This is a genomic window from Nocardia sp. NPDC005745, from assembly GCF_040630775.1.
Classification (GTDB): Bacteria; Actinomycetota; Actinomycetes; order Mycobacteriales; family Mycobacteriaceae; genus Nocardia.
Genome location: NZ_JBEXYF010000033.1, coordinates 17,307 through 33,603, shown reverse-complemented (window position 1 = coordinate 33,603; position 16,297 = coordinate 17,307). Strand labels below are relative to the sequence as shown.

Sequence of the window (16,297 nt, the reverse complement as noted above, 5' to 3'; positions counted from 1 at the left end):
TGAGAATGTTATTCTCTTCAGGGTTGTACCGCAACGCCCTCGACCCGTGCGGCCGCCAGGTTCGCGCGGACCACGAACTTCTGGATCTTTCCGCTCGCGGTACGGGGGAAGTCGTCGACGACGTGCACTTCCTCCGGCCACTTCTGCTTGGCCAGCCCGGCGCCGCCGAAGTGCGCACGCAATTCGTCCAGGTGCGGCGCGGCCCGCCCCGGCTGCAGGCGCAGCACCGCGGCGGTGCGCTCGCCGAGCCGGGGGTCGGGCACGGCGACCGCCGCCGCCTCGGTCACGCCGGGCAGGGCCAGCAGCACCTCTTCGACCTCGAGCGCGCTGATGTTCTCGCCGCCGCGGATGATCATGTCGGACTTGCGGTCGGTGATCGTCAGGTAACCGTCCGCGTCCAGCACGCCGATGTCACCGGTGTGGTACCAGCCATCGTCGTCGAAGGCCGCCGCGGTGAGCTCCGGATCGGTGTAGCCGAGGCACAGATCCGGTCCGCGGCTGAGGATTTCGCCGTCCTCGGCCAGTCGCACCTCTGCGCCCGCCAGCGGGGCGCCGTCGGTGAACAGCCGTTTTGCCTCGGGGGCGGTCGGGTGCGATCCGGTGATCGAGGGGTGTTCGGTGCTGCCGTAGGAGCGGTACACGGTGATACCGGTCCGCGCCAGACGGGTGGTGATCGCGGCGGGCACCGCCGCGCCGCCCAGCCCCGCGTAGCGCAGCTGGGGCAGATGCTCGGGCGTGTAGTCCGGATGCTCGAGCAGGCTGGTGACGTAGTAGGGCACGCCGCCGCCCACCGTGAGGTGTTCGGTGCGCATCAACTCGAGCACTCTGCCCGGATCCCAGACATCGATCAGGTTGATCGGCACCCGGTCGAGCACCGGGATGAGGAAGGCGTTCACCATGCCGATGAAATGGCCGACCGGCGCCCCGGTGAGCTGGTCGCCACGGTCGGCCGGGTACATCCCGGCCAGTTGTCTGGTCTCGTGGCCCAGCGTCCGATGGCTGTGTACCACGCCTTTCGGGGCGCTGGTGGTGCCGGAGGTGAACGCGATCAGCGCGGGCCCCGAGGGGTCGGCCGGAAGGGTCCCCCGCATGGGCGCCGGGTCGAGCAGGTCCTCGAAATCCTCGCCCACCACGCCGACGATCGGGACCGCGTCGCGCAGGCCGGGGGCGAACTCGGCGTTGCCGAACCGATCGGTGGTCACGAAGACCTTCGGCCGGACCGTCGCCAAGATGTAGCCGACTTCCTTGCGCCCGTAGAAGTGGACGATCGGCACCACCGTGGTGCCGAGGAAGGCCGACGCCCAGAACACCGCCGCCGCCTCCATCCAGTTCGGCAGCTGGAAGGCGACCACGTCGCCGGGACCTACGCCGCGGCGGCGCAACCCGGCGGCCAGCCTGCGGGCGATCTGCTCGACATCGCCGAACGTCCCCGACCACGGCCGCACCGCGGAATGGATGCGAAACGCGGTGCCGGGCGCGGCGGCCAGTCCACCTGCCAAGAGGTCACCGATCGTCTCGCAGGTCCACCAGCCCTCCTCCTGGTAGCGCTGGACCAGGTCGAGGGGGACTTTGCGCATGGTCGAACTCCTGTCTCGTGGCGGAGGGCCGCGCGGTACACCTATAGTTCTCTCGACAAGAGAATCACATTTCCCTATAGGAGAACAAGCAATGGTCGAGTTCGAGCTGGAGGCGGGATTGGCGGTCGTCACCATCAATCGCCCGCACGCCCGCAACGCCATCGCGCCCGGCACGATGGACGAACTGGAGAAGGCGATCGACGCCGCCGCCGATGCCCGCGCACTGGTCGTCACCGGGGCGGGGGATCGCGCTTTCGTCTCCGGCGGGGATCTGAAGGAACTCGCCGCGCTGCGAACCGAAGAGCAGGCGGCGGCCATGGCCCGGCGGATGCGCGGCATCTGCGACCGGCTGGCCGCGTTCCCCGGCCCGGTGATCGCCGCACTCAACGGACACGCGCTCGGGGGCGGCGCAGAGGTGGCGGTGGCCGCGGACATCCGGATCGCGGCCGACGACATCAAGATCGGGTTCAACCAGGTGTCGCTGGCGATCATGCCCGCGTGGGGTGGCGCCGAGCGGCTGACCCGGCTGGTCGGGCCGGGTCGGGCGCTGCTGCTCGCCGGTTCGGGCGCCATCCTCGACGCCGCGTCCGCCGAGCGAGTCGGCTTGGTCGACAAGGTGTTGCCCCGTGCCGAATTCGACAAGGGCTGGCGGGCCGTGGCCCGGTCCCTGGCGAGCCTGCCCGCCGCTGCGATCAAACGGGTGATCGGCGGTGTCCCCGCGGAGGAGGCTGTCACGGAGTTCGCCCGGCTCTGGGTAGCCGACGAGCACTGGCGCGCCGCCGATCGAGTGATGAATCGCGCCAAGTGATTTCAGGTCATGCGCCGGTGGGTGTTGCGCGGGTGCAGGCATGAATGTGATGTAAATCACATAATGCATATTTGGTAGGTCATTATCACGGCGGGAAGAACCGATTTACGGTGTGTTCGGTAGGTTTCCGGTGGAGCGGCACGGGCTCCGTCATCAGCCCTGGCGTGCCGTCCGCTCCGGCTTCGACCGTTCGGCTCGACGTGCGGGCGCCGCCGAGCACGGCTTCGCCGATTCCGGTGTCGGCGAGACCGCGTGCGCTCGCGCGAGTTTCGCGGTCGGACCTGCCCTGAACTGCACGTTCGATTACGGGATGGGTAACCATGGTCAGACGATCCGTCGATTCCATCGACCGAGGTGTTCGGGAACTCCACTCCGTCGCGCGCTGGCGAGCCCATGCGCGGCGGCATCCGCTGCGCTACCGCTTGGCGGTCGTCGCACCGAGTGCGACCGAGGTGATCCGTCACGCGGGCGGTTGGCTGTTCGACCGCACCACCGCCGGGTGGGAGGTGACAGTTCTGGTCGCCGACCACGCGAACGTGCGTCCGCTGCGGATTCTCGGCGCCACGGTGCTCGACCTGGAACAGTCGCTGACCACGCCGGTGCACGACACCTGGCCGACGGCCGTCGCCGTGGCCGCGCAGACCTACCGGTCCGACGGCCGGGTGCGTGCCGGGGTGCTCGACTGCCTCGATCGCGGCCTCACCGAAGTCGCGTTGTGGGGCGTGGACCTGCCCGCCGAACTGGAGCACCGGGTCGATCACGCGCAGCATCGGATGAGTGTGGCCGCGCGGGCTTTCAAGTCGTGCGCCCTCGCCGCGGCGGGGCTGCCCGCCGAGGCCGTGGGCGCGAGCGAGGCGTTCCGGACCGGTGAACTCCGGCCGCCGGCCTACCGCTGCGAGGTGGATCTGGTTCCGGCACGCTGAACCCGGCCGGTCGCCGCCGGTCAGGCGATGCCAGGCCCGGCGTCGCCGCGCTCGCCCTCGAGTCTGTCGATCTCACGCTCGACCAGCTCGAAGGCTTCGGCGTGGCCGCCGGACATGCCGAGCGCCCGCTCCAGCACGACCACGCGGGAAACGCTCGTCATCAGCACCGCCATGGCCGCGGGCGGAAAGCGCGTGGTATCGAATTCGTATTCGTTCAGAATGCGATGCAAAACCTCGGTCTGGATGCTCCGGAATCGCTCCGCGTAGCCGGCCACCGCCTCTCGTATCGCGGGCCGATGATTGGACAGTCCGACGAATTCCATGGTGAAGCGCACCGCCGTCGCGTCGGTGCTGAAATCCCATAGCGCGCGCAGTGGTTTTTCCGTTTTCATCATCTCCGCCTGGAGTTCGAGTCCTTGCTCCGCGCGGCGCCGGAAGATTTCGAGCAGCAGTTCGTCCATGGATCGGAAGTAGTAGTGCACCAGTTGCGGTTTGAGTCCGGCGCGTTCGGCCACCCGGCGGGAGGTGACCGCCGCCCATCCCTCTTCCAGCAGCAGCTGTTCGGCGGCGTCGATCAGGACGCCGCGATTCTTGGCGTCGGGTGCTCCGATCCTGCGGGACGATGGCATCCACCGGCCTCCTTCGGCAATATTCGGTCATCGGATCAATTCGTATCGTAGTACCGGGAGCCGGTTCTATTGACGCATTGTCCACCCTCGTGCTATGCATGTGCACAGCAGGGTGCTGAGCACCCGCTCGGCACTGGGCATCCGCGCCGGTCGATCCGCTGCGGTGTCCTGATGCGGTGTGGTGCGAGAGACAGTGGACGCAGGTAGTCAGGAGGCTCGTAACGGGGTCGCGGTGAGCGGCAGTCGATCGGGGCGCCGATTCCGTGGCATGCGCGCATATCGTCGCGCGTCGGCTCGAGTAAAACAATACGTTTTCGGAAACGAATTGCCGTTTCCGCGAAACTTCGGCGATTCGGGTGGTGGGGACGCTCCGCCACTCCATTTGTGCTTTCATCATCCTGCCGTTCATCGGTTTTTCGTGCTCGATCGAATCGCCACAGGCCGTTCCTCTCGCTATTGACTCGTGATGTAACGGCACGCACAATAGCGATGTGACGCTTCGTCGCCGGAGTGAGCTCGGGGCGAAATTCGAGTCGGACAGCTGAGTCGACATCCCGGGAACATATTCTCGACGCTCCGGAAGCGTGGCAGTCACTGGACCGTTCGAACGTCCGGCCATTCCTTGTACCGCAGTGCGGGGAGCTCGCGTGGGATAAACCTGTTTCGGAATATTCTCGCGCGCTCGTCCACGGATGCCGGCCCGAAGATTCGAGATCGATGATGATTTCCCGCGAGACCGACGCGCGCGAGAACACGCGTGCGGCCGCCGACAGCGGCGCCTCGTCGGCGACCCGGGAGATCACCGCGTGGTTCCGGGGTTATCTGCGCCGCCATCCCGTCACCGCCCTGGAAACCGTCGGCGGCCAGTTCGTGCTGGGCGTGCGCGCACTGCAATACCTGTGCGTGGACATCGTGACCGGACGGTTCGCGTTCGCCGAGTTCGTCCGGCAAGCCGCGTTCATGGCCTCGGCGGCCGTGCTGCCGACGATCTTCGTGTCGTTGCCGATCGGGGTGACGCTGTCGATCCAGTTCGGCCTGCTGGCCGGGCAGGTCGGCGCCACCTCGCTGGCGGGGGCAGCGAGCGGCCTGGCGGTCATCCGGCAGGGGGCGCCGATGGTGGCCGCGCTGCTCATGGCCGCCGCCGTCGGCTCGGCGATCTGCGCGGATCTCGGCTCCCGGAAGATCCGGGACGAACTGGACGCCATGGAGGTGATGGGGGTGTCGGTGGTGCGGCGGCTGGTCGTACCGCGGCTGGCCGCCGCGGTGGTCGTCGGCGTTTCGCTGACCGGTGTCGTCTGCTTCGTCGGCTTCCTGGCCGGATATCTGTTCAACGTCTTCGTCCAGAGCGGGGCGCCCGGTAGTTTCGTGACCACCTTCGCGTCGTTCGCGACGGTCGGCGACCTGGTGCTGACACTGTTCAAAGCCGTCGTCTACGGCGCCATCGTGGCCGTCGTCGCGTGCGAGAAGGGACTGTCCACCAAGGGCGGCCCCGCCGGCGTGGCCAACTCGGTCAACTCGACCGTGGTGGCCTCGATCCTGCTGTTGATGACCGTGAACGTCGGCGTCACCCAGCTGTCGATGATCCTGCTGCCCCGGCAGGGGTTGTGATGGCCGCGCCGTACCGCCCGCCGGGGACCCGCGTCGCGCTGCGCGGGCTCGCTCGGCTGGGAACCGCTGTCATGCGGCTCGGGCACATGATGACGTTCTTCCTGCGGGCACTGTTCTCGATACCGGTCATGCTGCGCCACTACCGAACCGAGTTCGTGCGCATCCTCTCCGATGTCACGTGGGGCAACGGTTCGATCGTCGTCGGTGGCGGCACGGCAGGCGTCATCATCGTGCTGGGCGCCGCCGGCGGGGCCATCGTGGGCCTGGAAGGCTACAACGCCTTGCATCTGCTCGGAATGGAGCCGACGGTGGGGTTGATCGCCTCGACCGCCTCCACGCGGGAACTGGCTCCGATCATGGCCTCGCTGGCGTTCGCGGCCCAGGCGGGTTGCCGGTTCACCGCGCAGTTGGGCGCCATGGGCATCGCCGAGGAGATCGAGGCGATGGAGTCGATGGGCATTCGCTCGATCCCGTATCTGGTCAGCACCCGGATCCTGGCCTCGATACTCGCGATGATCCCGCTGTACGTGGTGTGCCTCGCGGTGAATTATCTCGCCGTGCGTGTGGTGGTCGGGCTGTCCGGAGGGCTGTCCGCGGGAACCTACGAGCACTACTTCCAACTGGTGCTCAACGGACCGGACATCGTCTACTCGCTGCTCAAGGCGGTCGTCTTCGTGATCCTCACCTCGACCGTCCAGTGCTACTACGGCTTCTACGCGGCCGGTGGCCCGCAAGGGGTCGGCATCGCGGCCGGGCGGGCGATGCGCGCGGCGATCTCGCTGATGATCGTCGTCAATCTGCTGCTCACGATTGCGCTCTGGGGCATCGGCGCCAGCGCGAGGCTCGGAGGATGACCATGTCGATCCTGTTCGAGAAAGACGGGCGCGGCCCCTCGGTGATCTCGCTGCTCGTGCGCGGGCTGATCCTCGTCCTGGTCACCGTGGCGGTCGTGACGGTGCTGCTGATGAAGTCCACCGGCCGCTTCGACGACAAGGTGGAAGTGACCGCCCTGCTGGAACAACTCGGCGACGGGCTGCCCGCCCGGTCGGACGTGAAGTTCCGCGGCATGCTGGTCGGCACCGTCGCCGAGGTCGCGCCTGCCGCCGGCGGTCCCAACCGGGTGCGGCTGGTCCTGGATCCCGCGGCCGCCGCCGGGATCCCGCGAACGGTGACCGCGCGGGTGGTCCCGAGCAATGTCTTCGCCGTGTCGTCGGTCCAGTTGGTGGACAACGGTCCCGGCTCGGCGCTGCCTCCGCATGCCGAAATCCGCCAGGATCGCAGTCTGTCGACGGTGCAGTTGCAGACCGCTCTCACCAAACTGCGCGAGATCATCGCGAGCGCGGCGCGGATCGGCGCCGGCAACACCGTGGGCGTGCTGGCCGCGGTGGCGACCGCGACCGACCGCCGTGGCGCCGACATCGTCGCGGCCGGCGCGCAACTCGAGCGCATCACCAGGGAATTCGACGCGCTGCTCACCGCGGACGGTGGTCCGCCGACGCTGACCGTGCTGGCCGGCGCCGTGCGCGCCCTGAACGCCTCCGCGCCCGATCTGCTGGACGCGCTGCACCACGCTGTCCTGCCCATGCGAACCTTCGCCGAGCAGAACCAGCAACTGGTCGGGCTGCTGTCGGCAGGTGGCACGACCCTGTCCTCGGTAGGTGACACGCTGGACCGGCGCACCGACCAGATCGTCACCGTGGCGAATCAGATGGGTCCGGTGCTCGACGTCTTCGCCGACGGCTCACCGGCTTTCGGGCCGATCGTGGTCCGGATCAAGAAGCTGTCCGACCTGTGGTTCACCGAGTTCTGGAACCAGGACAGCCCGCGCGGGCGCGGCAAGTTCCAGTTCCGGTTCACCCCGCACACGCCCTACACCAGGGCCGACTGCCCCCGCTACGGCGAACTGGCCGGAGCCAGTTGCAGCACCGCTCCCACCGCCGCACCCACCGAGGAACTGCCACCGGCCATGGATCCGCGCAACTACCCGTCCCCACCGGACCTGCCGCCGGACCTCCAGGAGCTGATCCGCCGCGTCCTGAGCGGAGGAGCCGACGGCGCGGAATCACTGCTCGCGCCGTTGCTGGGTGACGGTCCCTTCCCCGGCGGAGGTGCCCGATGAGCTATCGCCGCTCCCTGATCGGCGTCAGCCTTTTCGTGGCCGCCGCCGTCGCCCTGCTGTGGGTCACCTTCGTGACGTTGGACCGTGGAATCGACGGCGGGACCGATCCGTACTCGGCGGTGTTCAGCGACGTCAGCGGCTTACGGGTGGGCGACGACGTCCGCATGGCCGGGGTCAGGGTCGGTCGCGTCGACAAGATCGAGCTGGATGGCACGCGAGCGCGGGTGCGGTTCCGGGTCGAGGACGCCCAGAGGCTGTCCGGCAACACCAAGGCGTCGATCACCTACCAGAACGTCATCGGCCAGCGGTACCTCGGCCTCTCGCCTGCCGATTTCGGTGACCCGTCCCCGCTGCGGCCGGGTGGGGAGATCCGGCTCGAGCACACCGAACCCTCGTTCGACATCTCCGCGCTGCTCAACGGATTCGAGCCGCTGTTCGGCGGACTCGACCCCGCCCAGGTCGACAATGTGACCGGTGCCCTGATCCGGGCGTTGCAGGGGGACAACACGTCGGTGGTGCTGCTGATCGAGCAGGTCTCGACACTGGCCCGGTCGCTGGCCGGACCGGATCAGGTACTGGGCGCGGTCATCAGCAACCTGAACCAGGTGGTGGGTGATCTCGCCGTGCACAGCGGTGAGGTGAGTGCGCTCATCACGCGATCGCGTGCGGTCATCGACGGCCTGGCACTGCACCGCGACGAACTGCTCGGCACGCTGAGCACCGCGGCGACCCTGACCGACCGGATGGCGGGCGTGGTCGCGGGCGTGCGACCGGAACTCGACGAAATGCTCTATCGCGAACCGGGTTTCACCCGGCACTTCATGGACAACAAGGAAAACTTCGCCTACCTGGGCTTCAACCTGCCCGCCCTGATGAAGGGCCTGGCCAGGGTGAGCCAAGAAGGCGCTTATCTCGACACCTATCTGTGCAATTTCGGCGTCGACCTGATCCCGAGCCTCGCCACGCTCGTGCCCACGATCGTGGGGCTCGCGTCCGCGACCGGGCAGCCCCAGCAATCACCGATCTGCAGGTGACAGTATGAAATCGAAAGAGATCGCCGCACAAGCCATTCGGACGTTGCGGCAGCCGATCGAGTCGCACCGGCGCAGTGTGCTCGGCGTGCTGGCGCTCGCGGTGCTGCTGGCCGTCCTGGCCGCCGCGCTGGGGTTCAACGCGCTCGGCGTCGGCCGGGTCTCCTACGAGGTGGAATTCGCCCAGGCGGCGGGCATCCGCCCAGGCGACTCGGTCACCATCGCCGGTGTGCCGGTCGGGACCGTCGAGGCGCAACGACTGGCCGGCGACCACGTGGTGGTCACGGTGGCTGTCGACGAGAACGTGGCGCTCGGGGCGGAGACCGGCGCCGCGATCAAGCTGACCACCTTGCTCGGCGCCCGTTACGTGGAGCTACGGCCCGCCGGGCAGGGCGGGCTGCCCGGACGACGGATACCGCTGCGCCACACCGCCGTTCCGTATGACCTGCAGCAGGCCCTGGAGAACGCCACGGTCACCTTCGAGCAGATCGACGCGCAGCAGATCAGCAAATCGCTCGACAGTCTTGCCACCCAGTTGGACGGGGTGCCCGCGGTGCTGCCCGGACTGCTGGAGAACATGCGCGCGCTTGCCACGATCATCGGCGATCGCCGCGGCGAGCTGGGCGCGCTGCTGGCGGGGACGCAGCGGTTGACCACGGTGGTCACCGAGCAGCGGGCCGACCTGGCCGCGATCACGGCGCAGGGCCGCGACCTGCTCGGCGAGATCGTCGCCCGCCGCGACGCGATCGAGCGGCTGATGGACGGGACCCGCCGCCTCGCCGACCAGCTGCGCGTGCTGGTCGTCGACGACCGGCCGAAGCTCGAGGAGCTGATCACCGGCTTGAACGGACTGCTCGGCAGCTTGGCCCGCAACGACCAACTGCTGCGAAGCACCTTGGAAATCCTGCCCGTTCCGGTGCGCAACTTCGCCAACGCCTCCGGCACCGCGAACGAAGTCGACTTCACCGCACCGGCAGGCCCGCTGATCGACTCCTGGATGTGCGCCATCAGCAGCCGCGCCCCCGGAATCGACCTCCCGCCCTATTTCGAGGACTGCCGATGAGAGCGCTATCAGTCTTGGTCAGGATCGGCGCGGTGCTGCTGGTCGGCGCGTCGGCCGGATGTGCCGGTGACGCGGTGGGCGACCCCGGCACGACCGTGACCGCCGCGTTCGACAACGGGGCCGGCCTGTACGTCGGCAACGCGGTGGCCGTACTCGGCATGCCGGTCGGTGAGGTCACCGCGGTGCAGCCGCACGGCTCGCACGTCGAGGTGACCATGCGGATCGACGCCGATGTCGACATCCCGGCCGACGCGAAGGCCGTCACGTTGTCGACCTCGGTCCTCACCGACCGCCACGTCGAGTTCACCCCGGCCTACCAGGGCGGTCCCACCCTGGCCGACGGCGCTCGGATCGGACTCGATCGCACCAGGACGCCGGTCGAGTTCGACCGCCTGCTGGGGGCCGCCGACCGAATGGGCGGCCAATTGCAGGGCGCACGGCCCGGCGACGGTCCGATCGCCGAGCTGCTGAGCGTATCCGCGGCGATCACCACCGGCAGCGGCCCGCAACTGCGCCGGACCATGGACGAACTGGCCGACGCGGTGCGCCTGGGTGACGATGGCGGCGCGCAGGTCCGCGACGCGATCACCAGGATCGTGGACCAACTGGCCGTCCTGGCGCGCGCCGCCGCCGACAACGAAGGTGTGATCCGTGAATTCGGCGGCGCCACCGCACAATTGGGCGATGCGCTGGCCGATCTGAACATCGGCGCGGGGGAGACGGGCGCGCAGATCAACCAGATCCTGCTGCAAGCGAACGATCTGCTCACGCACAACGCGGACAGCATCCGGTCCACGGTGGCCGACGCGAACACCGTGACGCGCGCGCTCGCCGACTACCGGCGTGAGCTGGCCGAGTTCATCGATGTGACACCGCTGCTGCTGAACAACGCGTACAACGCGGTCGATTTCCCGTATCGCGGGGTGCGGGTGCACGCGCTGCTGGACAAGGTGTTCTTCGACGGTCAGCTCGTCAAAGAGGTGTGCAACATCTTGGGCTTGCGCCAACTCGGCTGTGCGACCGGAACTTTGCAGGACTTCGGTCCGGACTTCGGGATCACCGACATGCTCGACGCGATGTCCAGGTTGCCGCGATGACGAACTGGAGATTCGGGATGCGCGCCGCGGCGCTCGGCGCGGTGCTGGCGACGATGACGGCGTGCTCGGTGGGGCTGGAGGACCTCCCGTTGCCCGCGCCCGGCATCGGCGGCGCGAAGTACACCGTCCACGCCGACTTCGCCAACGCGCTGAACCTGCCCGCCAAGGCGAAAGTCCGGCTCTCCGGGGCAGACGTCGGCGAGGTGACCGGTATGGCGGTGCGCGACTTCACCGCCGTCGTCACGATGGGCATCGACCAAGGCGTGGTCCTGCCGCTCGGGACGCGCGCGGAGCTGCGCACCGCCACCCCGCTGGGCGATGTCTTCGTCTCGCTGACACCGCCGCCGGACGCCACACCCGCCACCCCCGCCCTGCGTGACGGGGACAGCATCGCCCGGGATGCCACGGCTGCCGCCGCGACCATCGAAGAGTTGCTGACCACGGCCGCGCTGCTGGTGAACGGTGGCGCGATCCGCAATCTCACCACTCTCGTCAACGGACTCGGGCAAGCGGTCGGCGACCGCGGCGAGCGGGTCGGCGCCTTGATCGAGCAGTCCACCCGAGTGGTGGGGGCACTGGCCGCTCGCTCGGAGGACATCCGCACCACCCTCGCCCAGATCGACGAGCTCACCCGGCAGGTACACGCCCAGCGGCGCACCATCGACGACGTGGTCTTCGCGGCGGGTCCCGCGCTGACCACGCTGCAGGACAATGCGCGGCAAGCGCTGGCACTGGTCCGGCGGGTGGATCAGATCAGCGGCCAACTGGAGAAGTTGCCCGGGCTGAACGGCGCCGCCACCACCGGCATGGTCGCCGACATCAACAGGATCGCCGCGGAACTCAACGCCGCCGCGACCGACCCGAACGCGAGCGTGGCGGCGATGAACGCGATGCTCGGACCGGTCATCGCCGTGACAAGCAGCACCTCGGCGAGCGTCGACGCCGACATGCGGGATCTGGCGCTCGGCGTCTTGCCGGACCCGAACCATCCCGGTGATCCGGCCAGCCGCCTGCCGGACGCGCGGGATTGGGAAGCGTTCGTGGGCAGCCTCACCTACACACTGCTGAAGCTCCAGCAACGGGTGACGGGAACCGGCCGATGAGCACACCGGCCCGGCTGCGCGCGGCGGCGCTGGAACTGCCGGCGCGGCTGCTGGTGACGGTGGTGCGCGCGGGACGAGCCAGGCGCTCGGGCCTTTCCGCGGGCGCGCTGGTGCTCACCCTGGTGGTGGGCGTCGGCTATCTGGTGTTCGGCGCGCTCGGCGTGGATCCGACCGCAGCGACGATCACGGTGCGGGTGCACCTCGCCGACTCCGGCGGCCTGCTGGCCGGTCGGCAGGTGACCTTGCGCGGAGTACCGATCGGCCGGGTCGAATCGGTGGAGCTGACCAGCACCGGGCTGGTCGCGGTCGCCGCCGTTGACGCGGACATCCGGGTGCCCGCCGACGGGGAGGTGCGTGTGGCGAGCCTGTCGCTGGCCGGCGAGCAATACCTGGACTTCCGCCCCACCCGCGACGACGGGCCGTACCTCACCGACGGCGCGGAGATCGCCGTCGAGGCCACCACGACGCCGACGCCCCTGTGGAAGACGCTCTCCGAACTGGATTCGGCACTGGCCCAAGTGGATCCCGCCCAGCTGGCGGCCATCGTGGACGAACTCGGCGTGAGCCCGGCTGGGCCGGGCAAGCTCGCCGATATCCTCGACGGCGGCGTATTCCTGCTCTCCACACTGGATTCGGTGCTCCCACAGACGGTGAGCCTGCTGCGGGACAGCCGGTCGGTGCTCGGGACCATCCGTGATTTCGGGCCGGGTCTGATCGAGTTCGCGGGCAACACGAATGCCTTGCTGAGCGGCGTCGAAAAGAAGTCCGGTGGTTACGCCGAATTGCTCGGCGCCGCACCGGGAACCCTGCGTGCGCTCGACGCGGTACTCGCGCAGAATTCGGGCGCGGGCGCCGCGCTGCTGGACAACTTGGCGGTGGTGGCGGACACGACATCCAAGCGAGTCCCCGCTCTCCAGGAGTTCTTCTTCCCGACCGAGCGCGCCGGTTCCACGCTGGACGCCATAGGCGTGGCGTTCCACGACGGCGGCATCTGGGGACTGGTGAATCTGTACCCGCGCCGCAGCTGTGATTACGACCTGCCGCGCCGCCCGCCGTCTCTGCCGGACTTCCCGGAGCCCTATCTGTACACGTCGTGTCCCGACCACGATCCCTCGGTGCTGATCCGTGGCGCGCGCAATGCGCCACGTCCACCGGGAGAGGAGATCCCGGACGGCTCGCCGCCGGGCGTGCGTGCCGACCAGCAGGCCACCCCCACCCCGATCGGGCCGTTGTCGCTTCCACTCACGTTCGCGGGACCGCCGCTGCCGCCCCCACCGCCCGCGCCGCGGCGATGACCGGCCGCGGCCACGGTCGGCCTGACAGTGCACACACACCACAAACGAGGAGTCATCATGAGTCACAGTGATACCGCGACCTCGGTAGCGACCGAGCAGAAGCTGTCGACCGCCCCGGGCGAAGCCGAGGAGACGGCCGAGGAGACGGCCGCCGTGACGGATCCGGCCCCGGACGAGCGGCCTGCCGACGGCGACGCCGCCGAACGGCAGTCGAGCGCGTCCGCGCGACCGGGCCTGCTGTCACGCGTGACCCCGCTGATCCGGCGAGCCCTGTTGCCCGTCACCGCGGCCGTCGCGGTCGCCGCCATAGCGGCGGCGGCCGTCCTGGGCTGGCAGCTGAAGAAGGAACGCGACGTGGACGCCGCGGCGGCGGCCGGGCTTTCCGCGGCACGCTCGTATGCCATGACGCTGACCAGCGTGGACTCGGGCACCCTCGACCGTGATTTCGCCGCCGTACTGGACGGCGCGACGGGCGAGTTCCGGGATATGTACACCCGCTCGAGCGGACAGTTGCGCCAGCTGCTGCTGGAGAACAAAGCGACCGGTAAGGGAACGGTGCTGGACGCCGCGGTCAAGTCGGCGACGGAGACGAAAGTCGAAGTCCTGCTGTTCATCGATCAGACGGTGACCAATTCCGCCTCGGCGGATCCGCGAGTCGATCGCAGCCGGGTCGAGATGACCATGGAACTCGTCGGAGGCCGCTGGCTGGCGAGCCGGGTCTACCTGCCCTGATCCCCGCCCCACCGCGCGAGTGAATCTCTTCGCGGCGGCGTGAGAATGATCTTCGCTCTAGAAGAGAATAATGTTATCCTTTCGCTAAGTAGCTTCTATCACTCAGGAGTGCTCTCCATGACTGACTTCGATTCGGTCGACTACTTCACCGATCCGGCCGTCGTACCGGATCCGCATCCGTACTTCGATCACCTGCGGGCCAAGTGCCCGGTGACGCGGGAATCGCGGTACGGGGTGTACGCGGTGACCGGATACGAGGAGTCGACGGAGGTGCTGAAGAACTCGGAGGTCTTCTCCTCCGCGATCGCCGTGGGAGGTCCGTTCCCGCCGTTGCCGTTCGAAGTCCAGGGCGACGACCTCACCGAGTTGCTCGAACAGCACCGCAGCCAGTTGCCGATGTTCGAGCACATGGTGACGATGGATCCGCCGCAGCACACCTACGCGCGGTCGTTGCTGAACCGGTTGTTGACGCCGGCGCGGCTGAAGGAGAACGAGGACTTCATGTGGCGGCTGGCCGACCGCCAGCTCGACGAATTCCTGGAGCGCGGGCGGTGTGAATTCCTCGCCGAATACGCCAAGCCGTTCTCGTTGCTGGTCGTGGCCGACATGCTGGGCGTGCCGGAGGAGGACCACGAGGACTTCCGCATCGCTTTGGGCGCCGAGCGTCCGGGGTCGCGGGTCGGCGCGCTGGACAAAGAGGTGGTGTCGAGCAATCCGCTGGAGTGGCTGGACGAGAAATTCGGTTCGTACATCAGCGATCGGCGGCGCGAGCCGCGCGACGACGTCCTGACGTCGCTGGCGCTGGCGAAGTACCCGGACGGCTCCACACCCGAGGTCATCGATGTGGTGCGCTCGGCGACCTTCTTGTTCGCCGCCGGGCAGGAAACCACCGCGAAGTTGCTGGGCGCGTCACTGCGGGTGCTGGGCGATCATCCCGAGGTGCAGGAGCGGCTGCGCGCCGATCGCAGTCTGATTCCGGTGTTCATCGAGGAGTCGCTGCGCATGGATTCGCCGGTCAAGAGCGGTTTCCGCCTGGCGAAGCGCGCGACGACCATCGGCGATATAGACATCCCGGTGGGCTCGACGGTGATGTTCTGCCCCGGCGCGGCCAACCGGGACCCGCGGCGGTTCGAGAATCCGCACGAATTCCGTTTGGACCGGCCGAATTTCCGCGAACACATGGCCTTCGGGCGCGGGGTGCACTCCTGCCCCGGCGGCCCGCTGGCTCGGGTCGAGGGGCGCGTGTCGATCGAACGCATCCTGGACCGGATGCTGGACATCGCCATCGACGAGGAACGCCACGGACCGGCGGGGGAGCGGCGCTACAGCTACGAGCCCACCTACATCCTGCGCGGGCTCACCGACCTCCACATCACCTTCACGCCCAACTCCTGAGCAGGGGTAACTCCCCGCTCACGGGCGATCTCACGAACCAGCCGTTTCGGCGGAACAACGAATAGAGGTAACCATGACCGGACGGGTAGAAGGAAAGGTCGCGTTCATCACCGGTGCTGCGCGTGGCCAAGGCCGCAGCCACGCGGTGCGGCTGGCGCAGGAAGGCGCCGACATCATCGCCGTCGACGTGTGCAAGCAGCTCGACAACGTGCCCTTCCCGATGTCCACCCCCGAGGATTTGGCGACCACCGCCGATCTGGTCAAAGCCGAAGGCAGGCGGGTGTTCACCGCCGAGGTGGACGTGCGCGACTTCGCCGCGCTGAAGACCGCCGTCGACAGCGGCGTCGAGCAGCTCGGCCGGCTGGACGTCATCGTGGCGAACGCGGGTATCGGCAACGAGGGCGGGCAATTGCTCGACCTCGAGGAGAACCTGTGGGACGACATGATCGACGTCAACCTGGGCGGCGTGTGGAAGACCGTGAAAGCCGGTGCGCCGCATCTGATCGCGGGCGGCCGTGGCGGCTCGATCGTGCTCACCAGTTCCGTGGGCGGCCTCAAGGCGTATCCGAACGTGGGTCATTACGTCGCCGCGAAGCACGGCGTCGTCGGTCTCATGCGAACCTTCGCCGTGGAACTCGGCCACCACTCGATCCGGGTCAACTCGGTGCATCCGACGCACGTGAACACGCCGATGGTGATGAACGACGGCACCTACAAGCTGTTCCGCCCCGATCTGGAGAATCCGGGCCCCGCCGATCTCGAACCGATCTGCCGGATGTTCCACACCTTGCCGATCCCGTGGGTGGAGCCGGTCGACATCAGCAACGCGGTGCTCTACCTCGCTTCGGACGAGTCCCGTTTCGTCACCGGTGTTCCGTTGCCGATCGACGCGGGCAGCATGCTCAAGTGAAAGGCGG

15 protein-coding genes are annotated in these 16,297 nt (G+C 68.3%); 13 read left to right on the top strand and 2 right to left on the bottom strand.

The genetic code is table 11. The features are described from left to right. Positions 1-17: 17 nt before the first annotated feature. The gene (locus tag ABZ420_RS28020; RefSeq protein ID WP_357128666.1) at positions 18-1,577 is read right to left on the bottom strand and encodes an AMP-binding protein; all 1,560 of its coding nucleotides are present in this window, start codon (positions 1,575-1,577) and stop codon (positions 18-20) included. Between the two features lie 91 nt (positions 1,578-1,668). Here ABZ420_RS28020 and ABZ420_RS28015 point away from each other — a divergent pair, with 91 nt between their 5' ends. Then, on the top strand, positions 1,669-2,385 hold the full coding sequence (locus ABZ420_RS28015) for an enoyl-CoA hydratase/isomerase family protein (protein ID WP_357128664.1): 717 nt from the start codon (positions 1,669-1,671) through the stop codon (positions 2,383-2,385). 410 nt (positions 2,386-2,795) lie between these two features. After that, the gene (locus tag ABZ420_RS28010; RefSeq protein WP_357128808.1) at positions 2,796-3,308 is read left to right on the top strand and encodes a hypothetical protein; all 513 of its coding nucleotides are present in this window, start codon (positions 2,796-2,798) and stop codon (positions 3,306-3,308) included. A gap of 20 nt (positions 3,309-3,328) precedes the next feature. Here the strand turns inward: ABZ420_RS28010 and ABZ420_RS28005 are convergent, their stop codons facing one another. Next, positions 3,329-3,937 (bottom strand): TetR/AcrR family transcriptional regulator, encoded by a 609-nt coding sequence (locus ABZ420_RS28005; RefSeq protein ID WP_357128661.1) that lies wholly within the window; start codon positions 3,935-3,937, stop codon positions 3,329-3,331. A 717-nt stretch (positions 3,938-4,654) separates the two neighbouring features. On the opposite strand from ABZ420_RS28005, the gene ABZ420_RS28000 reads away from it, so the two are divergent. The 11 genes from ABZ420_RS28000 to ABZ420_RS27950 all read left to right on the top strand — a co-directional run bounded on the left by ABZ420_RS28000 (position 4,655) and on the right by ABZ420_RS27950 (position 16,290). After that, positions 4,655-5,545 carry an ABC transporter permease gene (locus ABZ420_RS28000; RefSeq protein WP_357128658.1) on the top strand — a complete coding sequence of 297 codons (891 nt, stop codon included), beginning with the start codon at positions 4,655-4,657 and terminating at the stop codon, positions 5,543-5,545. Then, on the top strand, positions 5,545-6,399 hold the full coding sequence (locus ABZ420_RS27995; protein ID WP_357128655.1) for an ABC transporter permease: 855 nt from the start codon (positions 5,545-5,547) through the stop codon (positions 6,397-6,399). The genes ABZ420_RS28000 and ABZ420_RS27995 overlap by 1 nt, the downstream gene beginning before the upstream one ends. Then, entirely contained in the window at positions 6,396-7,664 is a 1,269-nt protein-coding gene (locus tag ABZ420_RS27990) for an MCE family protein (protein WP_357128652.1), read from the top strand. Before ABZ420_RS27995 ends, ABZ420_RS27990 begins: the two co-directional genes overlap by 4 nt. Next, positions 7,661-8,698: an MlaD family protein gene (locus ABZ420_RS27985; protein WP_357128649.1), complete on the top strand. Its 1,038-nt coding sequence runs from the start codon at positions 7,661-7,663 to the stop codon at positions 8,696-8,698. Before ABZ420_RS27990 ends, ABZ420_RS27985 begins: the two co-directional genes overlap by 4 nt. Positions 8,699-8,702: 4 nt before the next feature. Next, positions 8,703-9,758 (top strand): MCE family protein, encoded by a 1,056-nt coding sequence (locus tag ABZ420_RS27980; RefSeq protein ID WP_357128646.1) that lies wholly within the window; start codon positions 8,703-8,705, stop codon positions 9,756-9,758. Then, a complete protein-coding gene (locus ABZ420_RS27975) occupies positions 9,755-10,855 on the top strand; it encodes an MCE family protein (protein WP_357128643.1) in 1,101 nt (366 codons plus the stop codon). The genes ABZ420_RS27980 and ABZ420_RS27975 overlap by 4 nt, the downstream gene beginning before the upstream one ends. Beyond that, entirely contained in the window at positions 10,852-11,958 is a 1,107-nt protein-coding gene (locus ABZ420_RS27970) for an MlaD family protein (RefSeq protein ID WP_357128640.1), read from the top strand. Before ABZ420_RS27975 ends, ABZ420_RS27970 begins: the two co-directional genes overlap by 4 nt. Further along, entirely contained in the window at positions 11,955-13,253 is a 1,299-nt protein-coding gene (locus ABZ420_RS27965; RefSeq protein WP_357128637.1) for an MlaD family protein, read from the top strand. The genes ABZ420_RS27970 and ABZ420_RS27965 overlap by 4 nt, the downstream gene beginning before the upstream one ends. Positions 13,254-13,310: 57 nt before the next feature. Then, complete coding sequence (locus tag ABZ420_RS27960; RefSeq protein WP_357128634.1) at positions 13,311-13,985, top strand: hypothetical protein; 675 nt, start codon at positions 13,311-13,313, stop codon at positions 13,983-13,985. 117 nt (positions 13,986-14,102) lie between these two features. Next, the gene (locus ABZ420_RS27955; RefSeq protein WP_357128631.1) at positions 14,103-15,380 is read left to right on the top strand and encodes a cytochrome P450; all 1,278 of its coding nucleotides are present in this window, start codon (positions 14,103-14,105) and stop codon (positions 15,378-15,380) included. 73 nt (positions 15,381-15,453) lie between these two features. Continuing rightward, positions 15,454-16,290, top strand: coding sequence for a mycofactocin-coupled SDR family oxidoreductase (locus ABZ420_RS27950; RefSeq protein ID WP_062967592.1), 837 nt, complete (start codon positions 15,454-15,456; stop codon positions 16,288-16,290). Positions 16,291-16,297 lie beyond the last annotated feature (7 nt).